Here is a 22,300-nt window from a genome sequence, read left to right as displayed (position 1 = left end):
AACGGTGTCCGGTCTGTGTACAAGACAACTAACAAAGATCAAACTTGACGTCAAGTTCAGGTTTTCGCATGATCCTGTCACAACAACACCAACACAGCATCGAATACGGCGCCGGGAGAACAGCATGCGACCACAACAATGGCAATCCAGAGGCAGGACACTCAACATCAACGGGTTCCGGATTTTTGTTGTGGATGAGGGCCAGCCGAATCAGGACACCATCCTGCTGATCCACGGCTTTCCGACCGCAAGCTGGGACTGGCACAGGATCTGGCCGGCGTTGCGGCAGTCCTACCGGGTGGTCGCCATGGACATGCTTGGCTTCGGATTCTCCGACAAGCCGGGTCGCCACCGCTATTCCATTCATGGTCAGGCCGATGTCGTTGAGGGTGTGGTTCGGCAACTGGGGTTGGGGCGCTTCCATGTACTGGCCCACGATTACGGCGATACCGTCGCCCAGGAATTGCTGGCACGGCAGAACTCCGGTGAGGGGGCCGGGCAGTGGCAGTCCGTGTGTTTTCTCAATGGCGGCCTGTTCCCCGAAACCCACCGAGCCTTGCTGACCCAGAAACTCCTGCTCAGTCCCCTGGGCCCGCTGTTCAACAAGCTATCCAACAAACGCCGATTTAACAGCGCCATGGCCCGGGTGTTCGGCCCGGACACCAAACCAGACGCCCGGGAGCTTGAGGACTTCTGGGCGCTGGTCAACCACAACAACGGCAAGCACATCTTTCACAACCTGATCACCTACATGAACGACCGCAAGCAGCATCGGGAGCGCTGGGTCAGCGCGATTCGCGACGCCAGGGTACCTGTGGCACTGATCAACGGGTCTCTGGACCCGGTTTCCGGCGCCCATATGGTGGCGCGTTTTCGAGAACTGGATCTGCCTCTGGCCTGGTTCGGTGAGCTCCCGCGTATCGGGCATTATCCCCAGATTGAAGCCCCGGGTGAGGTGTCCGGCTCTTATCTGAAATTCCTGGAACAGCTTTGAGACATCTTTCCGGGCGCGGGCGTCTGATCTCGTAGCAACAGCGTAATCATAAAGTCTATTTACTAAGGAACCCGCAACCATGTCTCAGCACAAACCTTCCCAGGAATCCTCAGACTCGCATCGGCTCCCTTGTCGGGGATGCCTCCCTGACTGTCCGAATTATGCATCCTGCGACGGTAAGCCATGGAGGACCGTGAAAACGCCTGAGGCTCATTGATCTTGCGGCTCTCTTTATTCGATCTCCGTGCTTTCCGGAATGAACACAGAGATCGCGTTCACCCCTTCTGCCGCGTTTGCGCCGCCAATCACCCCCACAGCTGCAGCGGTACCGTCACTTAGGCTGACCGTGTACAGGGTGGAAGCTGTTTCGTTCGCAGCTCTCAGGGCCGCATAGGCGGTTCCAGCCTGGGCAATGTCCATGCTTTGCTGGATCAGGCCATCGGAGTGCAGCGTCAGGCCCTCTGCCAGACCATCACCGACGGCCACAAGGGCTCCGTCATTGGGTACGGCGACCCGCGCCAGGCCACTGTTGCGAGCATCAACCAGGTACTGGAAATCCAGGCTCGGTGTGGCGTTCATCAGCTGCATGGGAGCGGCGCGGTAGGCCACGGCCACGGGAATAGGCGCCATGGTGTCATCCAGCCGCACCGTGCCATCGACAAAGGCAAATCCGGTGTCGCGGGCCATACCGGCCAGCTCGCGGTCCTGATCAAGGTTCACTCGCAGGTTCTGGCCGGCATCGCCGATGATGCGGAGCAGATCTGCACGGGGGTTGAAGTCAATATCGAAGCGACGGCCTGAAAGGCTCTCAGACAAAGTTGCAAGCTCTGTTGCCTGAGCGGTGTCTGGCGTGGAAGGAAGTATCGGAAGTGGGATTGGCAGGACAGAACCGCCTTCCGTGATTGTGATGCTATAAATTCTGCCGCTGTCTGCCACTGCGTATAGTCCGTTGTTCTCGGCTTCTGGGCTGGTTGTTCGGAAATCAAAGCCGACGATAACGTCTCCCATCATCACCCCATCTAATGAAATGGTGCTTTCAAAGCTGGCGAGAGGGGTTCCGGAGTCTGGATTGGCTGGGTCCAGTTCAAAAATCTGCAGCTGGAAATCGTCCGTATCGAGCTGCTCATAAAGAATAAACTCGCGCGGTTGTGCGTTTGCGGCCACGGTGAGATCCATAAAGTCACCACTGGCTTGCGGGAGCTCCTTGAGTAACGTGGTTTCAGCGTTCGCCGGGTCAATGGAATAAAGGCCTACAGTGCCGTCCACATCGAACACGGCATAGTGTTCATTGCTGCCGTCAGCGGTGGTCAACACGTTGTAGCCCTTAACATCCAGGCTGCCGGCCGCTTCAAACAACCCACCAATTCGGGTGAGCAGGCCCACATTGGGGTTCTGCTGGTAGAACGTTCGGGAGTCGGCACTGATCACATACATCTGCGTGCCGTCCTGATCCGGATTCACATTGGTGTACGCGGTGGCCACCACACCCTGCAGGTAACCAAACTTGCCGTCCACCAGCGCTTCCATCATGGCGCTCTCGACCAGAGCGGGGGACCCCATGCGGAAATTCTGCCGGGCGTCGCTGATCAGCCGCAGGGCGTTGGCGGCGGGGTTAAAATCGATGTCGTAACGCGCGCCCTGTAATTCGCCAATACTCGCGGTCACCTGGGTGGTTTGGGCGGTCATGGGGTCTACGAGTAACAACTCACCCATGGCGGTGAGTGCAAACAGTTCGCCGGAAGCCGGGCGGAAATCCAGCCCCACCACATCCCCCGCAGCGTCCAGTGGCCCGATGACGGCGATTGCCGAGGGATCGGATACCGGGAACCGGACCAGGCAATTACTTTGGGAGGTTACGGCCAGCATGTCGTCAGTTGTCAGGGCCGCAAGGTCGCTGGCCGGTGTGCAGTCGAGTCGGTTGTCGCCGGCGCGGCTGCTGGAGCCAGAGCCTCCATCGAAACAGCCAGCCAGTGAAACGGCCACAGAGAGCATTGAGACAGTAAATACTTTATTGTTCATTACAGATATCCCTTCGCTGATTGTTATTACTGAACAAACGGGTGGCGCACAAAATCGCAGGCACCGGGCCTGGCGTTCCTGGGTATTCAGATTCAGCTACGGAACTGGTGAGCGAAAAGTTGCGTTCCGCTGGGTACGAGGGTGGGGTTGGGGTTCAGCCGAACAGGATATCGATGAGGTTCAGGCCGCCATCTTCTTCATCCTCCTCCTCTTCGTCATCATCATCGTCCCCGCCACCGCCGTTCCCGGGGTTTTCATCGACCGGTGGTTCTGGCTCAGGTTCTGGCTCGGGCTCGGGCTCGGGCTCAGGCTCAGGCTCTGGCTCTGGCTCTGGCTCTGGCTCTGGCTCTGGCTCTGGCTCTGGCTCTGGCTCTGGCTCTGGCTCTGGCTCTGGTTCAGGTTCGGGTTCGGGTTCGGGTTCGGGTTCGGGTTCAGGTTCAGGTTCAGGTTCAGGCTCAGGTTCGGGTTCGGGTTCAGGTTCAGGTTCTGGCTCGGGCTCGGGCGTGGCGGGGGAAGTGAGCGCCTCGGGAATGCTCCCAAGGTTTCCGCTAGAGATCAGGTTCACCAGCTCCTCATAGTTTGCGATGGTAGGACTGTCTGCCAGCGCAGCGGAGAACGCCTCAAGCAGTTGGTCTGCGTCGTCGTTGATTTCAAATCGGGTAGAGAAAGGATCGAAGTCGTCCCCGGGGAAAGTGTAGTTTTTTTCCTGCAGCGTATTCAGGAATAGGTTTTTCTGCTGCTCCAGTTCACCCACTGCGGTTGTTCGATCTTCCTGATCAAACCACGTGGTGGGCGTAATTGTCGCAGTCAGAGCGATAATCAAGTCAGTGAACGGCGTAATGTTGACTGTACCAGGAGCGTCCGTATAGCTGTGCAGGCGCTGCGCTGTACCCTCGCCCGTTACCTGCAGGGCACAGGGCAGGGAAGACGTCTCTACCTGCCCTTCAAAACCACCGCTGTCATCGGTAGTGACTGTTTCGATAAAACCTTCGCCTTGGGCACACCGCGCAGCAACAGGTGCGTTGGCGATTGGCGCACCAACCGCCGCCCGCCCGGACAGAATCGCCAGCTGATCACCTGCGATATCGCCCGAGTCATCCTGCGAAGGTCCTGATGGGCTGCAACCATTCAATGCCACTGCCAGAGTCAGGACACCTGCTCCCTTTGCGATCCCTGTCATGGTCAAACCCCTGGTCAAAAACCGACAAGCCTGCCGGTGATGATTTGCACGCAAAATGGACGCCACGGAATCGGAAACTGACGGAAAACAGCGTTGCGGAAGGGCCCAGGAGCGCGTGTTATTTCAGGACTGTTTAATAAGCTGACAGTACACATGTGTCGGCTTGCCGGCCGATAGACGCTGCCGGCAGCGGCAAACAGGGGATGCGAATTGACCGCGGTATCCGCGCTGCGGACGTTTGGGCCAATGGGTAACAATCTGTCACGTTATAGCGTTGAAAGCCTGAAAAATGATAAAAACTAAAGGCGAACCCCACCATGAAAACCTGTGCTCGGCTCATTCTTATTCTTTTCCTTGGCTACCTGGCTGGGTGTGGTGGCAAAAACTCCGCATCAACTCAATCGGACGGCGCACCGAACCAACCACGGCCGGAGTCCGATTCGCCCCCGATGGTTCCGGACCCGCCTCGTACAACCCTGAATCAAACGCCGGCTACGGTCCAACCTGCCAACGTGCACATACGGGAGGAAGCTGAGCGCATCTATCTGGAAACCGACTATGGCCATGTGGAAGTCGAGCAGAGACCGCTGGCGATACGGTTCTACGATGAGGCCGGCGAGCAAGTGCTAGGCAGTGTCAGCCAGGAGCCGCTCGCGCCGCTGCTGACCCGGCTGCCGTTGCCAACCCGTTTGCTGGGCGGCTGGTCTCAGGTAATGCCACAAGCGCCAGCCTTGTACGCACCGTTCACCTTTATGGTCGGAACGCCCATGAACATTCAGTTTCCCGCAACCTTCTGGGTTGGCAACATGCTGGCCTCGACCTCGGTGGGTGTTGAATATCGATTGACCGATGTTGAGGAAGTAACGGTTGACGGCAATCAGGTGTTATTGCGCGTGGGCACGTCGGACCCCAGTGGGCGCTTCGCGCGGGTGACCGTGTCGGCGGACGAGAACCACAGCTTCAAGGTATCGGTCAGGGTCGATCGCCTGTTAACCGAGGTGCCTCTGATAGCCGCGAGTTTTGATGCCGGGCTGGACGAGGCGTTCAGGGGCTTCGGCGGCAGGCGCAACAAGATTGATCAGCGCAACGAGGCTTTCCTGAATTGGGCGGAAGAATTCTCCCAGACTCCGGAGCAACTCGAGCCGTTGATTGGCGACAATTTCGGTGATGCATACCAGTTCCCGACCGGACCTCAGGGTGCCTATTACATTCAGTCGCTGTTCGTCTCCAGTGATGGCTATGGTTTCATGCTGGATCGGGATGAGCTCTCCCACTGGCGCATGGCCTCTGATCGCGAGGATGCGTGGCGCGTGGAAGTGGCCGGCGGCGAACTGGATTTTCTGGTAGTGCCGGGTGATGAAAAGCATGCCGTCAGCCAACTGTCGGGCATCAATGGCCGGCACCGGCTGCCGCCCCGCTGGTCGTTAGGGCCCATGCTCTCGGAAACTATCCAGGAATTCACGGATACCCCCGAGAACTACACGGTCAAAGTCATGGAATCTCTGGATCAGATCGAGCAATTAGGACTGCCGGTCACTGCGTTTGCCTTCGAGGGATGGGTCGGTACCAAAGCAACAGGCGCTTTCGATGACATCATTGACCGCCTGCGGGCGCAGAACATCAAACCTTTGACCTACTATCGGGCTTTTGTCGGTCAGACCGAGGATGAGCTGGAGGAACCAGAGGTATACACCGAGGCCGTGTCACGGGGCTATGTCGCCGAGAACGTATTGGGTTTGCCTTATATTTTTGGTTCGCCGTTGATGGGTGGTGTCGCTGCCCTGATCGATTTCACCAACCCGGAAGCATTCGAGTGGTGGAAAGCGCGCATCAAAAAAGGTCTGGAAGAGGGCAGCGAAGGCTTCATGCAGGATTTTGGCGAGCAGGTGCAGGTGGACATGGTGTTCCACGATGGCAGCTCAGGTATCGCGATGCATAATCGAAATGCGGCGCTGTTTCACCAGGCAACCCGGGAAGCGTTTGATGAATTTGCGGCTGCAAACCCCACCAGAGAGCCGTGGTTCTTTGTGCGGTTTGGCAATTCCGGGCGCAGGGGGTCAGCGCATTATGAATCCGCCAGTTGGCCGGGTGATAACACCGCAGACTGGAGCCGCGCTTCCGGTATCGGCTCGGTGATCCCGGACATGCTGAATCGCAGTGTTGGCGGGGCTTATGGTTTCGTGACTGAAATTGGCGGCTACATCGACACGCTGGGATCGATCGACTCGGACTTGCTCATTCGATGGGCTCATCACGCATCACTGATGCCGGTGTTCCGGCAGCACGGTGGGCCGGTCAACGGCACCCCGATGCCCTGGCGATTTGATGACCCCCAGGTGATTGCGCAGTACCGGAAAGCCATGGAGCGGCACGTGGCAGCCCAACCCCTGATTTACCGCCTGTGGCAGGAAGCCCTCGCGACGGGCGTACCGATTACGCGCCCGCTGTGGCTTGAGTACCCGAATGATCCGGAAGCTGCACGCCAGGATCAGCAGTTCATGCTGGGGTCGGACGTGCTGGTGGCGCCCGTGGTAACTCCGGGCACCGGGGGCAGGGAAGTCTACTTCCCTGAGACATGTTGGCGACACCCGGAAACCGGTGAAACTGTGCAGGGGCCGCAGACAAAATTCATGCTGGCGGCAACCGACGAGCTGCCGTACTTCTTTCGCTGCGGCACGGCCCCATTCCCGGTGCCGGAGAACGGCTTCTAGCTTCTGATCTGGCGCAGATCGGCCGGGTCTGCGGGCGCGTCGTTGCGGATAGCATCGTCTTTGACGGATTGTGCGCCAGTCGCTTGGGCTGCGCGTACACTACCCTGTCAATGCCTGATGCTCCCCAACTCAAAGGTGCCCCGTGTCCCACAGCGTCCAGATGACCGATATCCACCTCAGTTACCCCACAGAATCCGGCAACGTGGCGGTTCTCAGCAGCGCATCACTGAATGTGCCGCCGGGTGAGACGCTGGCCATTACCGGCCCGTCCGGAAGCGGGAAAACTTCGTTGCTGTTGCTGCTGTCGGGGCTTCAGCGACCGGACCGGGGCGAGATCCTGGTGGGCAACCAGCGCCTGGGGGAGATGGACGCTGACACGCTGGCGGACTGGCGTAGCGAGCACCTGGGTATTGTATTCCAGTCTTTTCACCTGCTGCCGGGGCTGACCGCGCTCGGTAACGTCAGTCTGCCGCTGGAGATTGCCGGGCAGTCAGATGCCCGTGAGCGTGCCGTTGCCATGCTGGAAGCGGTGGGGTTGACCCATCGGCTGCAACACTACCCGGGCCAGCTTTCCGGCGGTGAGCAACAACGTGTGGCGATTGCCCGGGCACTGGTTCATCAGCCCAGCCTGCTACTGGGGGATGAACCCACCGGCAACCTGGACCACAAAACCGGCGAGAAAGTGCTCTCGCTGCTGTTTGATCTCCACCAGGAAAGCCGGTCTACCCTGGTGTTGGTCACTCACGACGAGCGGGTAGCGGAACGCTGCCAGCACCGGGTGCGGATGGAAGGCGGGTGCCTGTATGAGATCTGACACCGCCACCCGGCCCCGGTGGATGCTGACGTTCGCGATTACCGATCTCAGGTCCCGTCTCTCCGCACTCAAGGTGTTCCTTGCCTGCCTGATCCTGGGCGTCACTCTGGTGGCGGCCACTGCGAGCCTGTACCGGGTTATCGAGCAAAGCCTGCTGGCGGACACCCGCGCGTTGCTGGGCGGGGATGTGGAGCTGGATGCCAGTGAGCCGCTACCGGGTGACGTGCTTCAATGGATCCGTGACACCGGTCGAATTTCCCTGGTCCGGGACTTTGAAACCATTGTCACGGGGAATGACGGCGAAGGCTTCTTCAGAGCCAAGATCCTGATTCCGGACGCGGCCTACCCGCTCTACGGGGAGCTGCAACTGACCCCGGACCAGCCCCGCGCCGACCTCAATGCCAACGAGAACGGTCTCTGGGGCGCCATTATTGATCCCCTGCTGGCAGAGCGTCTGGGCCAGTCCGTGGGTGACGAGATCCAGATCGGCGCAGCCACCTTTCGCATCAGCGGCTTGATCGAGGCGCAGCCGGACCGCAACCTGAACGCCAACTGGCGCGGCCTGCCGATCATGATTTCGGAGCAGGCGGTTGAAGCCACAGGCCTGATTCGCCCGGGTAGCCGGGTGGATTATGAATACCGGGTACAGACCGACCAGAACCTGGACGTCTGGCTGGATGAATTCGAACAGGCCTTTCCCGAACCCGACTGGGACACCACCACCTTTGCCGAACGCAGTGAGCGGATTTCCGAGCGGCTCGACCAGATTGCCACCGCGCTTATTCTGATTGCGTTCACCACACTGTTCATCGGCGGTCTCGGGGTGGCCAACAGCATCCACGCCTACCTAGATGAAAAACTGGGTACCATCGCCACCCTGCAGACACTGGGCCTGCGCCGCAAACCGCTGGTGGGCATCTACCTGCTGCAGATCGGTATTCTTGGCAGCCTGGCGGGGCTTGTGGGTGGTGGCCTCGGGTTGGGTTTTTCGGCCGTGGCCATCAGCCTGGCCGGCGATGCCTACGCGTTGTCCGCTCCTGGCAGTGCGGGTGAGGGGATCTCGCTGTGGTTGCTGCCCTTGCTGCTGAGCTGGCTGTTTGCAGTACTCACCGCCTATGTTTTCGCCCTGCCGGCGCTGGCAAGAGCGCTGGCGGCCTCGCCGGCCGGGCTGTTCCGGGGCCAGGTGCAGGCTGCCCGCCACGAACCGCGCAGTTGGCGCATCGCCAGTTATCTGCTGCTGGCGGTCTATATCTCCGCCACCCTGTTTTGGCTGCCATCGCCGCAATTGGGCTTCCTGTTCCTGCTGGCGGTGGTGGTGCTCTGGGGTTTGCTGGAAGGCATTATCAATGGGCTGCGGCGCGGTGCCCGGGCGCTGGAGGCCAGCGGCTTTGCCGATCGGAATTTCGCTCGGCGATTGGCGCTGGCCAATCTCCATCGGCCAGATTCGCCCCTGCGTGCCACGCTGTTGTCGCTGGGTACCGCACTCACTCTGGTGGTTGCTTGCACGCTGATTGTGGCTACATTACTGCGGGCGCTGGAAACCACCATACCGGAGGAATCTCCCGCACTGATCCTGTATGAGGTGTTCCCGGATCAAATGGACGGCCTCAAGTCCGGCCTGGCATCCCTGGACCCGTCGAGCCGGGCCGAGCTGCTGCCGTTGGTTCGGGCCCGCATGCAGGAAATCAACAACGCACCCATTGCGGAGGTGCTCGCCGACGACCCACAAGCCCGCCGCGAGGCCATGGGCGACGAATACAAGCTGACCTACCTGTCGGGCAACCCGGAGGGACTGGAGCTGGTCGAGGGCGACTGGTGGACATCACCCGCGCCCGAAGGCAAGCCGGCCTACATGGGCATGGAAGACCGGGAAGCCTACCAGCTCGGCTTGAGCGTGGGTGACCGGATCGCATTCACCGTCCAGGACCAGCCCATCGCCGCGGAAATCCGGGCGATCTACCGGCAAAAGGGTCTGCAGACCCGGTTCTGGTTTGAGGGGATTCTCCAGGACGGCGCGCTGGACGGACTGATCAGTCTGCACGTAGGGGCGGTCTACCAGAGTGACGAGGCCGCCAAAGCCTCTCAGCAATGGCTGGCCAAAAACCTCCCTAACGTGATCACGTTGCGCACCGCCAATTGGCTGGAAACCGCCGGCAACCTGCTCAACAAGGCGGCTGCCGGCCTCGCTGCGGTCGCCATCGTCAGCCTTCTGGCCAGCCTGCTGGTGTTGTCGAGCGTGGTGAGTGTCAGCCGCCGCCGGCAGCTGTATGAGGCCAACCTGCTGCACTGCCTGGGGGCCCGGCATCAGGCCATCCGCCAGTCCATGTTGCTGGAAACCGGCCTGCTGACCGTGTTAGCGACGGTATTCGCGACCGCACTGGGCGCCCTGATTGCCTTGCCCGTTGCGGCCACCGCACTGAAGCTGCCAGCCGGGGATCTGTGGTGGCTGGGTGCTCTGGTGGCCGGCGGTGTCAGCGCGCTGGCGCTGCTGGCCGGCCTGCTGCCGACCCTGCGGGCGATGCGGCTCGACCCGGCGGTTCTGTTACGGGATGGGTGAGTGAGCCCGTCACATGGCTTTGGCGAACAGCCGGAAAGGCATGGACTTCAACACATAACTGAGCGGTGTCCACGGCCACCAGGGCACGTAGGCGCGGCGTTTTTCGGAATCAATGGCCTTGACCAGCGCCTTGACGCCGGTGTCCAGATCCACCCGGAACGGCGCGTCCTTGGTGTCGCGGTTGATGTCCGTGAGAATGTAGCCCGGCAGAATGTTGCTGACGTTGATCGGCTTGCCGTCGGTGTCCAGCTGAAGGCCCTCAGCCAGCGAGGCCACGGCGGCCTTGGTGGCGGCGTACACATTCAGTGGGCCGCGGAACCCGCGAACACCGCTGACCGAGGACATCAGCACCAGGTGGCCGCTGTTCTGTTCGCGGAAAATCTCCATGGCCGCTTCACTCTGGGCAATCGCGGCGATGAAGTTGGTTTCCGCGGTGTGACGATTCGCCGCAAAATGCCCGCGGCCGATCGGCTGGGAGCTGCCGATGCCTGCATTCACCACCACCCGGTCCAGGCTGCCCAGTTCCTCCCGAAAGCCCCGGAACACCTCGAAGACCTGATCGTAGTCGCACACGTCCAGGCTTCTTACCAGCACCCGGATCTCGGGGTGGGCCTGCTGCAGTTCCCGCTGCAGCGCCTCCAGCTTGTCAGCCCGCCGGGCGCACAGCGCCAGATTACAGCCCTTGGCGGCCCACTCACGGGCCATACCTTCGCCGAGACCGGTGCTGGCACCAGTGATCAGAATGTTCTTTCGCATGGGTTTACCTTGTTGATTTCCGGAAATATGCAACCAGACTAGCATGAGCCGGCTGTCGGAGTGGACTCTTCGCAAATCGTGGTCCCGTTCAGGTTTTCACTTGGGTTTCCAATTCCCGCTTGGAGCTCCCTTGTGATGGGTCTATGCTTGATGTGAGGGGCCCACACCGGGCCATCGGCAGATGGAGTCGCTGGTGAACCGACAGAAAATCGTCCAGAGGAACAACGTCCACCTGATTGGAAGTGGATCCCGCGTCATGATGCTTGCCCATGGTTTTGGTTGTGACCAGACCATGTGGCGATACCTGATCCCGCGGCTGCGTGAACATTACACGTTGGTGCTGTTTGATTACGTCGGCTCCGGCGGCTCGGATATCGCCGCCTTTGATGCGGATCGTTACGGTTCCCTTGAGGGCTATGCGAAGGACGTTACGGAGATCTGTGAGGCGCTGGAGCTGAAGGATGTGATCTTCGTGGGCCACTCGGTCAGCAGCATGATTGGTCTGATTGCGTCCCAGTCACACCCGGAGCTCTTTGACCGGCTGGTGATGGTCTGTCCGTCGCCCTGTTTCCTGAATATCCCGCCGGACTATCTCGGCGGCTTCGAGCGGGAGGACCTCCAGGAGCTGCTCGACTTGATGGAGAGAAACTATCTGGGGTGGGCCAGTTTTATGGCGCCACTGGTGATGGGCCGCGAGGCGCCCAAGGAGCTGGTGGACGATCTGGCCAACAGCTTCTGTTCAACAGACCTCAACGCTGCCCGGGTGTTTGCCCGCGCTACCTTTCTCTCGGACTATCGCCACATCCTTCCGGACGCGAGGCACCCCACGTTGATTCTTCAGAGCGAAACCGACGCCCTGGCCGAGCAGAGGATTGGCCGCTTCGTGCACGAACGGATGCCCGGAAGCACGTTTGCGTTGATCAAGGGGGAAGGCCACTGTCTTCATATGACCCACCCTGACCAGGTCACCGACGTTATCCAGCACTTCTGCGCCGACCGGAGCGAATGAATGCAGGAATTTGCCGCCCCCGGCACTGAAAAGTTCCCCTGTGGTTGCCTGGTCACCACGGGGATGGGTACGGCGGGTGATCGCTTGATCGTGTTTGCGAACCGGTATTTCTACGACCGCCTGGGTTTCACCGGCGGCTCCCTGGTGGGGCAACCGCTGGCCTCTGTGCTTACTCCCGCATCCCGCATCATTCTGGACAGTTTCATGCTGCCGATGATCAAGCATGAAGGGAAAGTGGAGGAGATTCTGCTGGAGGTGCTCAGCTCCGATGGGGAGCGCGTACCGGTGGTGGTGAACGCCACCACCGACAGCCCGGGCGAGGAATACATTTACTGGAGCCTGTTCCGAGCCGTTCAGCGCGACCGGCTCTACAAGGAGCTGAACCAGACCCGGGACATGGCCGAGCAGGCGAACCGGGCGAAGTCCCGGTTTCTTTCCAATATGAGCCACGAATTGCGCACCCCGATGAACGCCATCCTCGGGTTCAGCCAGATCCTGAAAGCCGATCCGGCCTTGCCTGGCAGTCACGCCGGCAGCGTTGAGGAAATCATCGGGGCCGGCCAGCATCTGCTGGACCTGATCAACGAGGTGCTGGATCTGGCACGGGTAGAGGCCGGGCAGATTGACCTGTCGCTGGAGCCAGTGCCGGTGACCACAGCCGTTAAGGACGTGCTGAGGCTGGTGCGGCCCCTGGCCGATAAACGCCGCATACAATGCCGCCTGACCGGCACCGCCAAACTTGGGGTGTTAGCGGACCGTACCCGCCTGAAACAGGTGCTGCTGAACCTGGTTTCCAACGCCATCAAATACAACCGCGAGGGCGGCGAAGTCACCGTGGATGTGCGGCGTATTCAGGAGAATGGCAACGCCCGGGTGCGGCTGTCCGTGACCGATACCGGACCGGGCATCGACCCGGAAGATCTTGCCGGCCTGGCCACCCCATTCAATCGCCTGCAACGAGAAGAGGCCAGCGTGGAAGGCACCGGCATCGGCCTGACCATCACCCGCCAGATTGTCAAAGCCATGGACGGAACACTGGGCATCAGCAGCGAGGTGGGCGCCGGCAGCACCTTCTGGATTGAGCTGCCCGAGTGCCAGCCAAAGGCGCCGGAACCGGAAATCCCGGTGGAGAAAACCGCAGCAGAAGTTACCGTGCCGGAACAATGGTCTGACATCGTGCTGTACATCGAGGACAACCCGGTCAACCTCAAGCTGGTGGAGCAGTTCGTCCGCCGCCACGGCAAGGCCCGGATGGTACCGGCGGATTCACCGGAGAAAGGCATCGAACTGGCGACGAACCTGAAGCCGGCCGTCATCCTGCTGGATCTGAGCATGCCGAGCATGGACGGCTTTCAGGTGCTGGCAATTCTGAAGGCAAAACCGGAATTGGCGGGCATCCCCATCATCGCCATGACCGCCCACGCCTTGCCCGAGGACATCCACCGCGGCAAGGCCGCCGGCTTTGATGATTACCTCACCAAACCCCTGAAGCTGAAGCACTTCTTTCAGGTGCTGGACCGCTATCTTGCAGACCCGTCCTGAGGACGCTGGAATCAGCCAAAGTCATAACTCATCGCAATGTAAAGCGCTCTCACCGCCCGTGAACTGGCTACGCGCGCTTTACCTCATGTTCAACCTGGCGTCGATCTGATCCTGAACGGCGTCATCTTTAGACCATCCACCGGCCAGAGAGTGCCATCCTTGAACGTGTAGGCCTTGGGAGAAATAGATCTGACCCGGTTTTTTGTGGTGTTGAACGCCGTCACCGATCAGCCGGGGGGGAGCTCATCTACTGGACTGCTTCCTGGCGGGCTACGCCTGACCGCCGTGTTCTGAAGCAGGTCCTTGGCAAGGGGTAGGGAATGACTCAGGCGCCACGCCGGGCAAGAACGAACGCGTAGAGAAACAGCAACCCGAACGCCAGGTCATTGATGCCATACCCGGCAATAAAAACGGCCGTGAGGCTGTCCTGCTCCAGGATCGATGAGAACTGGTCAGCCGAGTTCCACCACCAGACGATCCAGGCACCGACATAGAACAGTTTTTCGATAAAGAATACCAGGCATAGCCAGGGCACCAACGCCCAGGACCGGGCAACGGCAACGTAGGCCAGGCCCCACACCAGAATCATCGCTTGCCCGAAAACAGAGAACACAACGGGGTCGGCGAACGTGAGCACGTCGTTGGTGAACCCTTTTGAAATCATAAGCATGCCAATGATGTTCACTGCGCCAGCAGCCAGAAATGCAGGACCAACCCAACGGCTCATTCGCGAATCTCCCATGAAATGAAAAAACACAGCATAGTACGAAAATCATCTGGTTGTGGTTATTCGCAGGTTCAAAAGTCCGATAATTGAGTTCCGACCCCGGGAATCACAGAATGGGCGGCGCTTCGCGCGCCGGGCTCCTCAAAAAACATAAATGAGGCCGATACCGATTTCTGCTTCATAATTATTTCGAGAGATCGGGCTATCTGACACGTCACTCCCATAGTGCTCATAAAGAGCCTCGCCGAAGACCTGCCAGCTCTCGCTCAAGTAATCCCGGTAGTTAACATTGAGCCCCACTGACCGATACCCGCTATCAACGTCGGTTTCCGAGATACCTGAATCTATGGATTGTTTTGTGTCGACACCGAAATCCCGATTGGCGCGCTCACCATCGTGGAACGTAACTGCGGCGCCCACCTCCCAGCCTGTGCCGTCAGGCTGGCAACCCAGACACGTTCCCACGCCGAAAATCCCGAGCGTGCCGACCTTTCCGGTTGATATCCGGCCATCCAGAAAGTAACGCCAGTCCTCTGCAAGGGCATGACGCAGTTCCAACAGGAAGGCCACCCCGGAACTCGATTCGCCCAACCCGTCTAGCCGGCCGTCATCTGAATCGCTTTCTTCACGGCCTTCCTCGTAACCAGCAGACGCCTGAAACAACCACGCACCCCCGGCTAGAGCACGCCAGCCGATGGCCTCACCGGCCCAGAAAAATACCTGTTCGCCAGTTCGCCACTGCACACCCCCAGCCGGATCGACCTCAAACTGGAATTCGTCCGAGCCCTCATAAGCCGACTCATATTCAACGCTTAGGCCCAAGCCAACGCCCCAACCATCACCATCTGTAAAATCGACGACCGAGGGGAGGGGAACGAGGGGTATTCTCGCCTCTGTGGCATGAACCGATCCGAAACATGAAAGGACGCCAAGCAATGTGGCGACTTTTAAGCGTATGCTTTTCATGGTTATTCTCCAGGATTGGCGTACTGGCATGAGAGACAACCCGCGTGTTTGATTCCTTCAAACTGCCTTCGCATATCCTGAAAATGTAGGCGCAGTGTACCGAAACCGCCAGAACGGCCAGGCACGGGGGGCGCCGCTGCCAGCTGCTTATACCCCTTATGATCCCCGGTTCAGTTTCTTGCCTTGCGCCGGATCTTTTCCGCGATGAACGGCGCACAAGCGGTCACCGCAAGCACCACCGGCCAGAGGTTGCCATCCTTGAAGGTGTAGGCCTCAAGCATCACTGGCCACGACTTTCCCTGTGCAAGCCCGAAGGAAAACTCGAACGCAAGGGTGAGTGCGAGCCAGCCAAATCCCATCAGCCAGACTTGTCCGGGGCGGTGCAGGTGGAGCCAGGGAAGCGAAAGCCACGCTACGGCAATAATCAGGGCTGAAAGGAGCAGACCGCTCAGGATGAAGGCGGATGGAGTCCCGAATGCTGGAAGAAGTAGAGTCTCGCGGAGCAAGCCGTTAGCGATGGCAAGGGCGAGTATGCTGAACCAGACTGCCAGCGCTTTCAGAGCTTTTAGCATGGGCAGTTGCTCCCTTTAAAACGTCTGGCTTATTGCTGATCGTTCATTTCGGATTGCTGCCAAAAATACCGGCAGTCCCGCTAACTTTGGCACCTCCCCAAACTCCGCATCCCAAGCAGCTTTTCTGGATAAGAAGATATGCGCAGTTGGTGATGGTCGGCCCCGGCAATTGCCCCAGACGACGCATATTGACCGCCACGAGCCATCAACTTTAACCAGGGCTTGACCACCGTAGCCCGGATTTAATTGATGGGCGCCCCGGGAATGTTGTGCAGAAGCTCGGCATTTGTGGGGTACTTCTCTAGCAGCTCAACCAGCCGTTTTGTGCCCTCTAGCGGTTTGAGACCGCTAAGCGCCCGGCGCAACGCTCTTATTTTGTGCAAATCTTTCGGATCCAACAGCAGCTCTTCACGGCGTGTGCTGCTTTTCGAAATATCCAGCGCGGGGAAGATTCGCTGATTCGCCACGTCTCTTGATAAAACCAGCTCCATGTTCCCCGTGCCTTTAAACTCCTCAAATATAACCTGGTCCATACGGCTGCCGGTATCAACCAGAACGGTTGCCAGGATGGTCAGCGAGCCGCCATTCTCAAGGTTTCGTGCAGAGCCAAACAACCTCCGCGGGATCTCCATCGCTCTCGCATCAACCCCGCCAGACATGGTACGACCGCTGCTCTTTCGCTCCGCATTGTGCACACGCGCAAGCCTGGTAAGAGAATCAATCACAATCATGACGTCTTGACCCTCGCCGGCTTGTTGGCGGGCGATATCAAGAAGCTCATCGGCAACGCGAGCGTGATGAGCATAGCTTTCATCCGAAGAAGACGCGTGTACCTCAGCCGGGACGCTTCGCTTGAAATCAGTGACCTCTTCGGGTCGCTCATCTATCAACAACGCGTAAAGTTTAATGTCGGGATACGCCTTTCCCACCGCCTGGCAAATATCCTTTAAAATCGTCGATTTTCCAGACCCCGGCGGTGCAACGATCAAACCTCGCTGCCCCATTCCAATCGGCGTGATCAAATCCATCGCGCGCACCGTGAGTTTTTCTGAACCCGACTCCAGGCGGATCCCCGGCGTTGGATTGATAGCCACACCGTTCAAAAAACGTTTTTGTGGATCAACCTCAACCATCGCTTCGGCTTCCTTGGCCACTGGTTTGGCGTCTTTATTTGGTTTTCGGGTCAACCCTAATGTCTTTCTCGTCATAGCTTTTGATGGCTCTTGTTTGATAGATATTTTTCGACGTTGGCTGATAACGCCAAAAAACCGTGTGCACAAAATAGGTCTGCCCCGGTGTTCCCCACAAAACAAAAAGGCCCGAAGTTCTCGCTCCAGGCCTCTTCATCACTCATTGCGATCAATCACCTCAACCGCACTTGCTGTCGCCACAAGACAGGCAGGTCGCACATCCGTCCATCACGATCACCGCCTTGGTGCTGCACTTGCCGCACATGGTGGCGTTGGCGGGGTAGTCGCCAACCTTGTCGTCGTTCGTGGCCGTGGTGTGGCTGGCCTCGAACTCGGCGCGCTTTTCGGCGAGGATGCGCTTGGTGGTCTCGCTCATTTCCTCGCTTTCCAGCAGGCCGATGGCTTTCAGATGCTTCTCGATCACAGCGCCGATTTCCGCCACCAGCGAGGGCATGAACACGCCGCCTTTCTTGAAGTAGCCGCCGTTGGGGTCGTACACGCTGCGCAGCTCCTCCACCAGGAAGGTCACGTCGCCACCCTTGCGGAAGACCGCAGAGATAACGCGGGTGAGGGCGATAACCCATTGGAAGTGTTCCATCGACTTGGAGTTGATGAATACTTCGTACGGCTGCCGGCTCTCGTGGTCGGTGTCTTCGTTGAGCAGGATGTCGTTGATGGTGATGTACATCGCATGCTCGCCGATCGGCGGCTTGATCTTGTAGGTGGTGCCCAGCAGGAAGTCCGGCCGCTCGATGTATTCGTTCATCTGTACGGGTTTGACTTCCGGCTGCACAGCCACCTGTTCCTGACTGGCTTCCGGGTCGGCTTTCTTGACGCGGTAGCCGACGATCTTGTTGCTGATTTTAACTGTCATGTTCGTTGTCCTTGTCGGTTACCGGATCAATATTTTCCGTAGGTGCCTTCTTTGAGGGCGTCGAAGAGGTTGGCGGCGTTGTGAATTTCGCCGTCGTATTCAACCTGCTCGTTACCCTTCAGGGTCACCTTGCTGCCGTCATCCAGTGTGAATTCGTACAGGGTGTTTTCCAGGTCTTTCTCTTTGACCAGTACACCCTGGAACGCCTCGGGGTTGAAGCGGAAGGTGGTGCAACCCTTCAGGCCCATGTCGTAGGCATAGAGGTAAATGTTCTTGAATTCCTGGTAGGCGAAGTCAGTAGGCACGTTCGCGGTTTTGGAAATCGAGGAATCTACCCATTTCTGCGCAGCGGCCTGGATGTCTACGTGCTGGGCCGGGGTGACGTCGTCCGAGGTGGTGAAGTAGCTGGGCAGCTTCTTGTCTTCCTCTTCGGAGAACGGCATGGCGCCGGCGTTCACCAGGTGGCGGTAGGCCAGCAGCTCGAAGGAGAACACGTCGACTTTCTCTTTCGTCTTGCGGCCTTCGCGGATGATGTTGCGGGCGTAGTGGTGCGAGAAGCTCGGCTCAATGCCGTTACTGGCGTTGTTGGCCAGTGACAGGCTGATGGTGCCGGTGGGCGCGATGGAGGTGTGGTGGGTAAAGCGGCCACCTTTCTCGGCCAGCTGCTCGACCACGTCCGGCGCGACCTTGGCGATTTCCTGCATGTATCGGCTGTACTTGGCGTGCAGTACCTTGCCTTTGAGCTTGTCGCCCAGCTTGTAGCCGTCTTCAGCCAGCCGCGGGCACTTGCCCATCATTTTCGGGGTGATCTCGAACTCGTCGTCCATGATCGGGGCCGCGCCTTTCTCTTCAGCCAGGGCCAGAGACTGACGCCAACCTTCCACGGCCATTTCACGCACCACGTCTTCGGTGAACTGCACAGACTCTTCCGAACCGTAAGGCATACGCAGCATGGCGAGGGTGGAACCCAGACCAAGGATGCCCATGCCGTGGCGGCGCTTGTAGGTGATTTCGTGGCGCTGCTCGGCCAGCGGCAGGCCGTTGATTTCGACCACGTTGTCCAGCATGCGGGTGAAGATGGCCACAACCTTGCGGTACTTCTCATAGTTGAAGCTGGCCTTGTCGGTGAACGGGTAGTCCACAAACTTGGTCAGGTTCACCGAGCCCAGCAGACAGCTGCCGTAGGGGGGCAGGGGCTGTTCACCGCAGGGGTTGGTGGCGCGGATGTCTTCGCAGAACCAGTTGTTGTTCATCTGGTTGACCTTGTCGATCAGGATGAATCCCGGCTCGGCGTAGTCGTAGGTGCTGGTCATGATGGTGTCCCAGATGAACTGGGCTTTCAGGGTGCGGTAGATGCGGCATGCGACCTTGCCCTCATCGTTGACCACATAGCCTTCCAGAATCGGGAAGTCGCGGTACACGAACTGGTCCGGGTTGTTCAGATCCAGGCCTTCTTCAGCCACTTCTTTCTCGGTGACCGGGAACGACAGGTGCCAGTCGGCGTCGTTGCGCACGGCGTCGATGAAGTCTTCGGTGATCAGCAGCGAGAGGTTGAACTGGCGCAGGCGGCCGTCTTCACGCTTGGCCTGGATGAAGTCGATGATGTCCGGGTGGTGCACGTCGAAAGTAGCCATCTGCGCGCCACGGCGACCACCGGCGGACGACACGGTGAAGCACATGCGGTCGAAGATATCCATGAACGACAGCGGGCCAGAGGTGGTGGCACCGGCGCCCGCCACGTAGGCACCGCGCGGGCGCAGCGTGGAGAATTCATAACCGATGCCGCAACCGGCTTTCAGTGTCAGGCCGGCTTCGTGGTTCTTTTCCAGGATGTCGTTCATGGAATCACGAACGCTGCCAGACACGGTGCAGTTGATGGTCGATGTGGCAGGCTTGTGGGCTTCCGCGCCGGCGTTGGAGGTGATGCGACCTGCCGGGATGGCGCCGTGCTGAAGGGCCCAGATGAACTCCTTCATGTATTTGGAGCGGTTAGCTTTCGCTTCAACCTGAGACAGGGCAGTGGCTACACGTTCGTAGGTAGCGTTGATGTCTTTGTCGACCGGCTCACCGGTTTTGGTCTTGAGCTGGTACTTGCTGTTCCAGATGTCCAGCGAAGCTTCCTGCATTGGGATTGTTGTTATCACTGCCTGTGCCTTAGCGTTCATTCAGCCTTACCCCTGTGAATCAGTATTGAAAACCTGCGCCAGAGGTGGTGCCCTGGCCGGATTGTGTGCTTGTTGAACAAAACCACTAGATGTGGTGTTGGCTCCAACCGGTGTTGGCCGGTGGCATGGGCTTTAAAGCCCTTTGTAATCGCGCCAGAACAGCCGTAAGGGCTGAGCGAGCCGCTGGGGAGGTTTCTCCGGGGCGACCCTATATATGGGCGTCTTTTCACAAAGTATAACAGGATATAGTGGTCTGTGAAGAAGGAGACAACTATCGGTTGTGTCTGTGCGGCAAAGAAAATCAATGGATAGGCCCTTGAATCCACGGAATTGCCCGAAAAACCGGCAAGTTGGGTGTCTGGCCTACAAAGCACAATATGTTGTGGTTAAAAAATATTCGCCAGAATCCGCCATTCAATCGCTAACTCAGGTAATTGTGACCGGTGCACGTACCCCTTTCGGACGTGTCGCTAAAGTACGAATGTGGCGTCGAACTCTGCAGTGGCCCACGGGTAGTTAGGGAGTAATGACAACGATAAAAGGAACATAATAATGAAAGGCCTGAAACGCTCATTGCTGGCGCTGAGCATCATGGGGGTGCCGGCGCTTGCCGCGGCTGACATCCAGATGCTGGACGACAGCGCAATGGGAAACATCACCGGCCAGGCCGGTGTGACGATTGAACTGGAAACCAAATTGAACATTGATCGCTTCATCTACACCGATGAAGGCTCGCTGGAGATTAACGACATCTTCGTGGGCGGTGCCAACCGTACCGACATGTTCTCGGAAATGAACCTCAACCTCAACGGCGATGCCACGGACCGGCTCGACAACATTCGCATCAACATTGATCTGGCCAGCGACGGCGACGCCATCATCAATCTGTTGCCGTTGAGCTTCAATGCGGTGGATGTGCGGATCGCAACCGGCGCCTGGAACCTGATCGGAACCGACGGCAACACCACCATACTGGATAACTTCAATATGGACATGCTGGTGGGGTCGGGCACCATCCGGGTGGACACCGCCACGGATACCCTCAATTTCCGCACTGACATCGCCATCGATGATATGGACTTTGATGTGCCGTTTCTGGCCCTCGGGATCCGTGACTTCGAGCTGACCGGCGCCGATTACGATCTGCAGGCACCGCAGCCGTTGCGGCTGTTTGCGGCCGTTGAGCTGGATATGTACACCGCGCAGAACTCCCAGAATGTCGAAAGCCTGGCGATTGATCTGGCGAACTTTGAGGCGGATATCCGCATTGGCGGGGTGATTGTGGGGGGTACGTCCATCGGTTCCATAGCCATGGATAACCTGGCAATTACCGATACGTCGATGCTGATCTACGGTCATTGAGGCGCAGGGCTGGTGACAGCCCGATAGAAAAAGCGGGGCCCAGGCCCCGCTTTTTTTTGGATCAACCCAGCAGCAGGCTGTCGTCGTCCACTTCCAGGCCCCGCTGTTTCTCGAACAGCCCCAGCAGGTCTTTCACTTCCAGACCCTTGCGGTCTTCGCCCTCAATATCAAAGACCACTTCGCCCTGATGCAGCATCACCGTGCGGTCGCCCACTTCCAGCGCCTGTTTCATGCTGTGGGTGACCATCAGCGCCGTCAGGTTCTGCTCTTCGATAATGCGGGTGGTGAGTTCCAGCACGAAGGCAGCGGTTTTCGGATCCAGCGCGGCGGTGTGCTCGTCCAGCAGCAGTATGGCGGAGGGCGTCAGGCTGGCCATCAGCAGGCTGACAGCCTGGCGCTGGCCACCGGAGAGTAGGCCCATCTTGTCGCCGAGCCGGTTTTCCAGACCCAGCTTCAGGGTCGACAGGCTCTCGCGGAAACGCTCCATGTACTGTTTTTTGACCGCAGTGGTCAGGCCACGGCGTTGCCCGCGCTTGATCGCCAGGGCCAGGTTCTCTTCGATGCTCAGGCCCTCGCAGGTGCCGGCCAGCGGATCCTGAAACACCCGGGCCACGCGGTTGGCACGCTTGTGGGTGGGCAGCTTGGTGACATCCACGTTGTCGACGATGATGTTGCCGCTGTCCACCATCACTTCACCGGCGAGGGCGTTCAGGAAGGTGGATTTGCCGGCGCCGTTGCTGCCAATCACGGTGACGAATTCACCCTGGTTGACGGTCAGGCTCATGCCCCGCAGCGCGGGGTTTTCCAGCGGCGTACCTTTGCCGAAGGTCAGTTTAAGATCTGTTGCGCTAATCATGCTTTA

17 protein-coding genes are annotated in these 22,300 nt (G+C 58.9%); 7 read left to right on the top strand and 10 right to left on the bottom strand.

The window, feature by feature from the left end:
• Positions 1–124 precede the first annotated feature (124 nt).
• A complete protein-coding gene (locus MLC70_RS10265) occupies positions 125–994 on the top strand; it encodes an alpha/beta fold hydrolase (RefSeq protein WP_248183586.1) in 870 nt (289 codons plus the stop codon).
• 231 nt (positions 995–1,225) lie between these two features.
• On the opposite strand, the gene MLC70_RS10260 is transcribed toward MLC70_RS10265, so the two are convergent.
• Entirely contained in the window at positions 1,226–3,013 is a 1,788-nt protein-coding gene (locus MLC70_RS10260; protein ID WP_248183585.1) for a DUF4394 domain-containing protein, read from the bottom strand.
• 154 nt (positions 3,014–3,167) lie between these two features.
• Complete coding sequence (locus MLC70_RS10255; protein ID WP_248183583.1) at positions 3,168–4,193, bottom strand: hypothetical protein; 1,026 nt, start codon at positions 4,191–4,193, stop codon at positions 3,168–3,170.
• A 512-nt stretch (positions 4,194–4,705) separates the two neighbouring features.
• Between MLC70_RS10255 and MLC70_RS10250 the strand changes: the two genes are divergently transcribed.
• From MLC70_RS10250 to MLC70_RS10240, 3 genes are all read left to right on the top strand, one after another.
• On the top strand, positions 4,706–6,904 hold the full coding sequence (locus MLC70_RS10250) for a TIM-barrel domain-containing protein (protein ID WP_248183581.1): 2,199 nt from the start codon (positions 4,706–4,708) through the stop codon (positions 6,902–6,904).
• A 160-nt stretch (positions 6,905–7,064) separates the two neighbouring features.
• Positions 7,065–7,718 carry an ABC transporter ATP-binding protein gene (locus MLC70_RS10245; RefSeq protein ID WP_248183633.1) on the top strand — a complete coding sequence of 218 codons (654 nt, stop codon included), beginning with the start codon at positions 7,065–7,067 and terminating at the stop codon, positions 7,716–7,718.
• The gene (locus tag MLC70_RS10240; protein ID WP_248183580.1) at positions 7,708–10,275 is read left to right on the top strand and encodes an ABC transporter permease; all 2,568 of its coding nucleotides are present in this window, start codon (positions 7,708–7,710) and stop codon (positions 10,273–10,275) included. Before MLC70_RS10245 ends, MLC70_RS10240 begins: the two co-directional genes overlap by 11 nt.
• 9 nt (positions 10,276–10,284) lie before the next feature.
• On the opposite strand, the gene MLC70_RS10235 is transcribed toward MLC70_RS10240, so the two are convergent.
• Positions 10,285–11,031: an SDR family oxidoreductase gene (locus tag MLC70_RS10235; RefSeq protein ID WP_248183579.1), complete on the bottom strand. Its 747-nt coding sequence runs from the start codon at positions 11,029–11,031 to the stop codon at positions 10,285–10,287.
• Positions 11,032–11,224: 193 nt separating this feature from the next.
• On the opposite strand from MLC70_RS10235, the gene MLC70_RS10230 reads away from it, so the two are divergent.
• Both MLC70_RS10230 and MLC70_RS10225 read left to right on the top strand, forming a co-directional pair.
• Positions 11,225–12,040, top strand: coding sequence for an alpha/beta fold hydrolase (locus MLC70_RS10230; RefSeq protein ID WP_248183577.1), 816 nt, complete (start codon positions 11,225–11,227; stop codon positions 12,038–12,040).
• Entirely contained in the window at positions 12,041–13,582 is a 1,542-nt protein-coding gene (locus MLC70_RS10225; protein ID WP_248183576.1) for a PAS domain-containing hybrid sensor histidine kinase/response regulator, read from the top strand. It begins immediately after the preceding gene.
• Between the two features lie 325 nt (positions 13,583–13,907).
• Here MLC70_RS10225 and MLC70_RS10220 read toward each other — a convergent pair whose 3' ends face one another.
• From MLC70_RS10220 to MLC70_RS10195, 6 genes are all read right to left on the bottom strand, one after another.
• On the bottom strand, positions 13,908–14,309 hold the full coding sequence (locus MLC70_RS10220; protein ID WP_248183575.1) for a hypothetical protein: 402 nt from the start codon (positions 14,307–14,309) through the stop codon (positions 13,908–13,910).
• A 141-nt stretch (positions 14,310–14,450) separates the two neighbouring features.
• Positions 14,451–15,275 carry a MipA/OmpV family protein gene (locus MLC70_RS10215; protein WP_248183574.1) on the bottom strand — a complete coding sequence of 275 codons (825 nt, stop codon included), beginning with the start codon at positions 15,273–15,275 and terminating at the stop codon, positions 14,451–14,453.
• A gap of 170 nt (positions 15,276–15,445) precedes the next feature.
• Positions 15,446–15,847, bottom strand: coding sequence for a hypothetical protein (locus MLC70_RS10210; protein WP_248183572.1), 402 nt, complete (start codon positions 15,845–15,847; stop codon positions 15,446–15,448).
• A 242-nt stretch (positions 15,848–16,089) separates the two neighbouring features.
• Positions 16,090–17,055: a transcription termination factor Rho gene (rho, locus tag MLC70_RS10205; protein ID WP_248183571.1), complete on the bottom strand. Its 966-nt coding sequence runs from the start codon at positions 17,053–17,055 to the stop codon at positions 16,090–16,092.
• Positions 17,056–17,215: 160 nt separating this feature from the next.
• Complete coding sequence (locus MLC70_RS10200; protein ID WP_248183570.1) at positions 17,216–17,911, bottom strand: TSCPD domain-containing protein; 696 nt, start codon at positions 17,909–17,911, stop codon at positions 17,216–17,218.
• 26 nt (positions 17,912–17,937) lie between these two features.
• Positions 17,938–20,076, bottom strand: a complete 2,139-nt coding sequence (locus tag MLC70_RS10195) for an adenosylcobalamin-dependent ribonucleoside-diphosphate reductase (RefSeq protein ID WP_248183569.1) — start codon at positions 20,074–20,076, stop codon at positions 17,938–17,940.
• Between the two features lie 552 nt (positions 20,077–20,628).
• On the opposite strand from MLC70_RS10195, the gene MLC70_RS10190 reads away from it, so the two are divergent.
• Positions 20,629–21,438 (top strand): DUF6160 family protein, encoded by an 810-nt coding sequence (locus MLC70_RS10190; protein WP_248183568.1) that lies wholly within the window; start codon positions 20,629–20,631, stop codon positions 21,436–21,438.
• Between the two features lie 61 nt (positions 21,439–21,499).
• Here the strand turns inward: MLC70_RS10190 and MLC70_RS10185 are convergent, their stop codons facing one another.
• A complete protein-coding gene (locus tag MLC70_RS10185; protein ID WP_248183567.1) occupies positions 21,500–22,294 on the bottom strand; it encodes an ABC transporter ATP-binding protein in 795 nt (264 codons plus the stop codon).
• Between the last annotated feature and the right edge of the window lie 6 nt (positions 22,295–22,300).

Source organism: Marinobacter goseongensis (assembly GCF_023156235.1).
GTDB classification, from domain to species: Bacteria; Pseudomonadota; Gammaproteobacteria; order Pseudomonadales; family Oleiphilaceae; genus Marinobacter; species Marinobacter goseongensis.
The sequence above is the reverse complement of the archived record's forward strand: the minus strand, read 5'-3'. Positions and strand labels throughout refer to the sequence as shown.

Coding starts and splice junctions, on each gene's coding strand:
- MLC70_RS10225 (WP_248183576.1), top strand. CDS start 12,041: ATGCAGGAATTTGCCGCCCCCGGCACTGAAAAGTTCCCCTGTGGTTGC.
- MLC70_RS10245 (WP_248183633.1), top strand. CDS start 7,065: ATGACCGATATCCACCTCAGTTACCCCACAGAATCCGGCAACGTGGCG.
- MLC70_RS10200 (WP_248183570.1), bottom strand. CDS start 17,911: ATGACAGTTAAAATCAGCAACAAGATCGTCGGCTACCGCGTCAAGAAA.
- MLC70_RS10190 (WP_248183568.1), top strand. CDS start 20,629: ATGAAAGGCCTGAAACGCTCATTGCTGGCGCTGAGCATCATGGGGGTG.
- MLC70_RS10255 (WP_248183583.1), bottom strand. CDS start 4,193: ATGACAGGGATCGCAAAGGGAGCAGGTGTCCTGACTCTGGCAGTGGCA.
- MLC70_RS10235 (WP_248183579.1), bottom strand. CDS start 11,031: ATGCGAAAGAACATTCTGATCACTGGTGCCAGCACCGGTCTCGGCGAA.
- MLC70_RS10210 (WP_248183572.1), bottom strand. CDS start 15,847: ATGCTAAAAGCTCTGAAAGCGCTGGCAGTCTGGTTCAGCATACTCGCC.
- MLC70_RS10185 (WP_248183567.1), bottom strand. CDS start 22,294: ATGATTAGCGCAACAGATCTTAAACTGACCTTCGGCAAAGGTACGCCG.
- MLC70_RS10260 (WP_248183585.1), bottom strand. CDS start 3,013: ATGAACAATAAAGTATTTACTGTCTCAATGCTCTCTGTGGCCGTTTCA.
- rho (WP_248183571.1), bottom strand. CDS start 17,055: ATGACGAGAAAGACATTAGGGTTGACCCGAAAACCAAATAAAGACGCC.
- MLC70_RS10265 (WP_248183586.1), top strand. CDS start 125: ATGCGACCACAACAATGGCAATCCAGAGGCAGGACACTCAACATCAAC.
- MLC70_RS10240 (WP_248183580.1), top strand. CDS start 7,708: ATGAGATCTGACACCGCCACCCGGCCCCGGTGGATGCTGACGTTCGCG.
- MLC70_RS10215 (WP_248183574.1), bottom strand. CDS start 15,275: ATGAAAAGCATACGCTTAAAAGTCGCCACATTGCTTGGCGTCCTTTCA.
- MLC70_RS10220 (WP_248183575.1), bottom strand. CDS start 14,309: ATGAGCCGTTGGGTTGGTCCTGCATTTCTGGCTGCTGGCGCAGTGAAC.
- MLC70_RS10195 (WP_248183569.1), bottom strand. CDS start 20,076: ATGAACGCTAAGGCACAGGCAGTGATAACAACAATCCCAATGCAGGAA.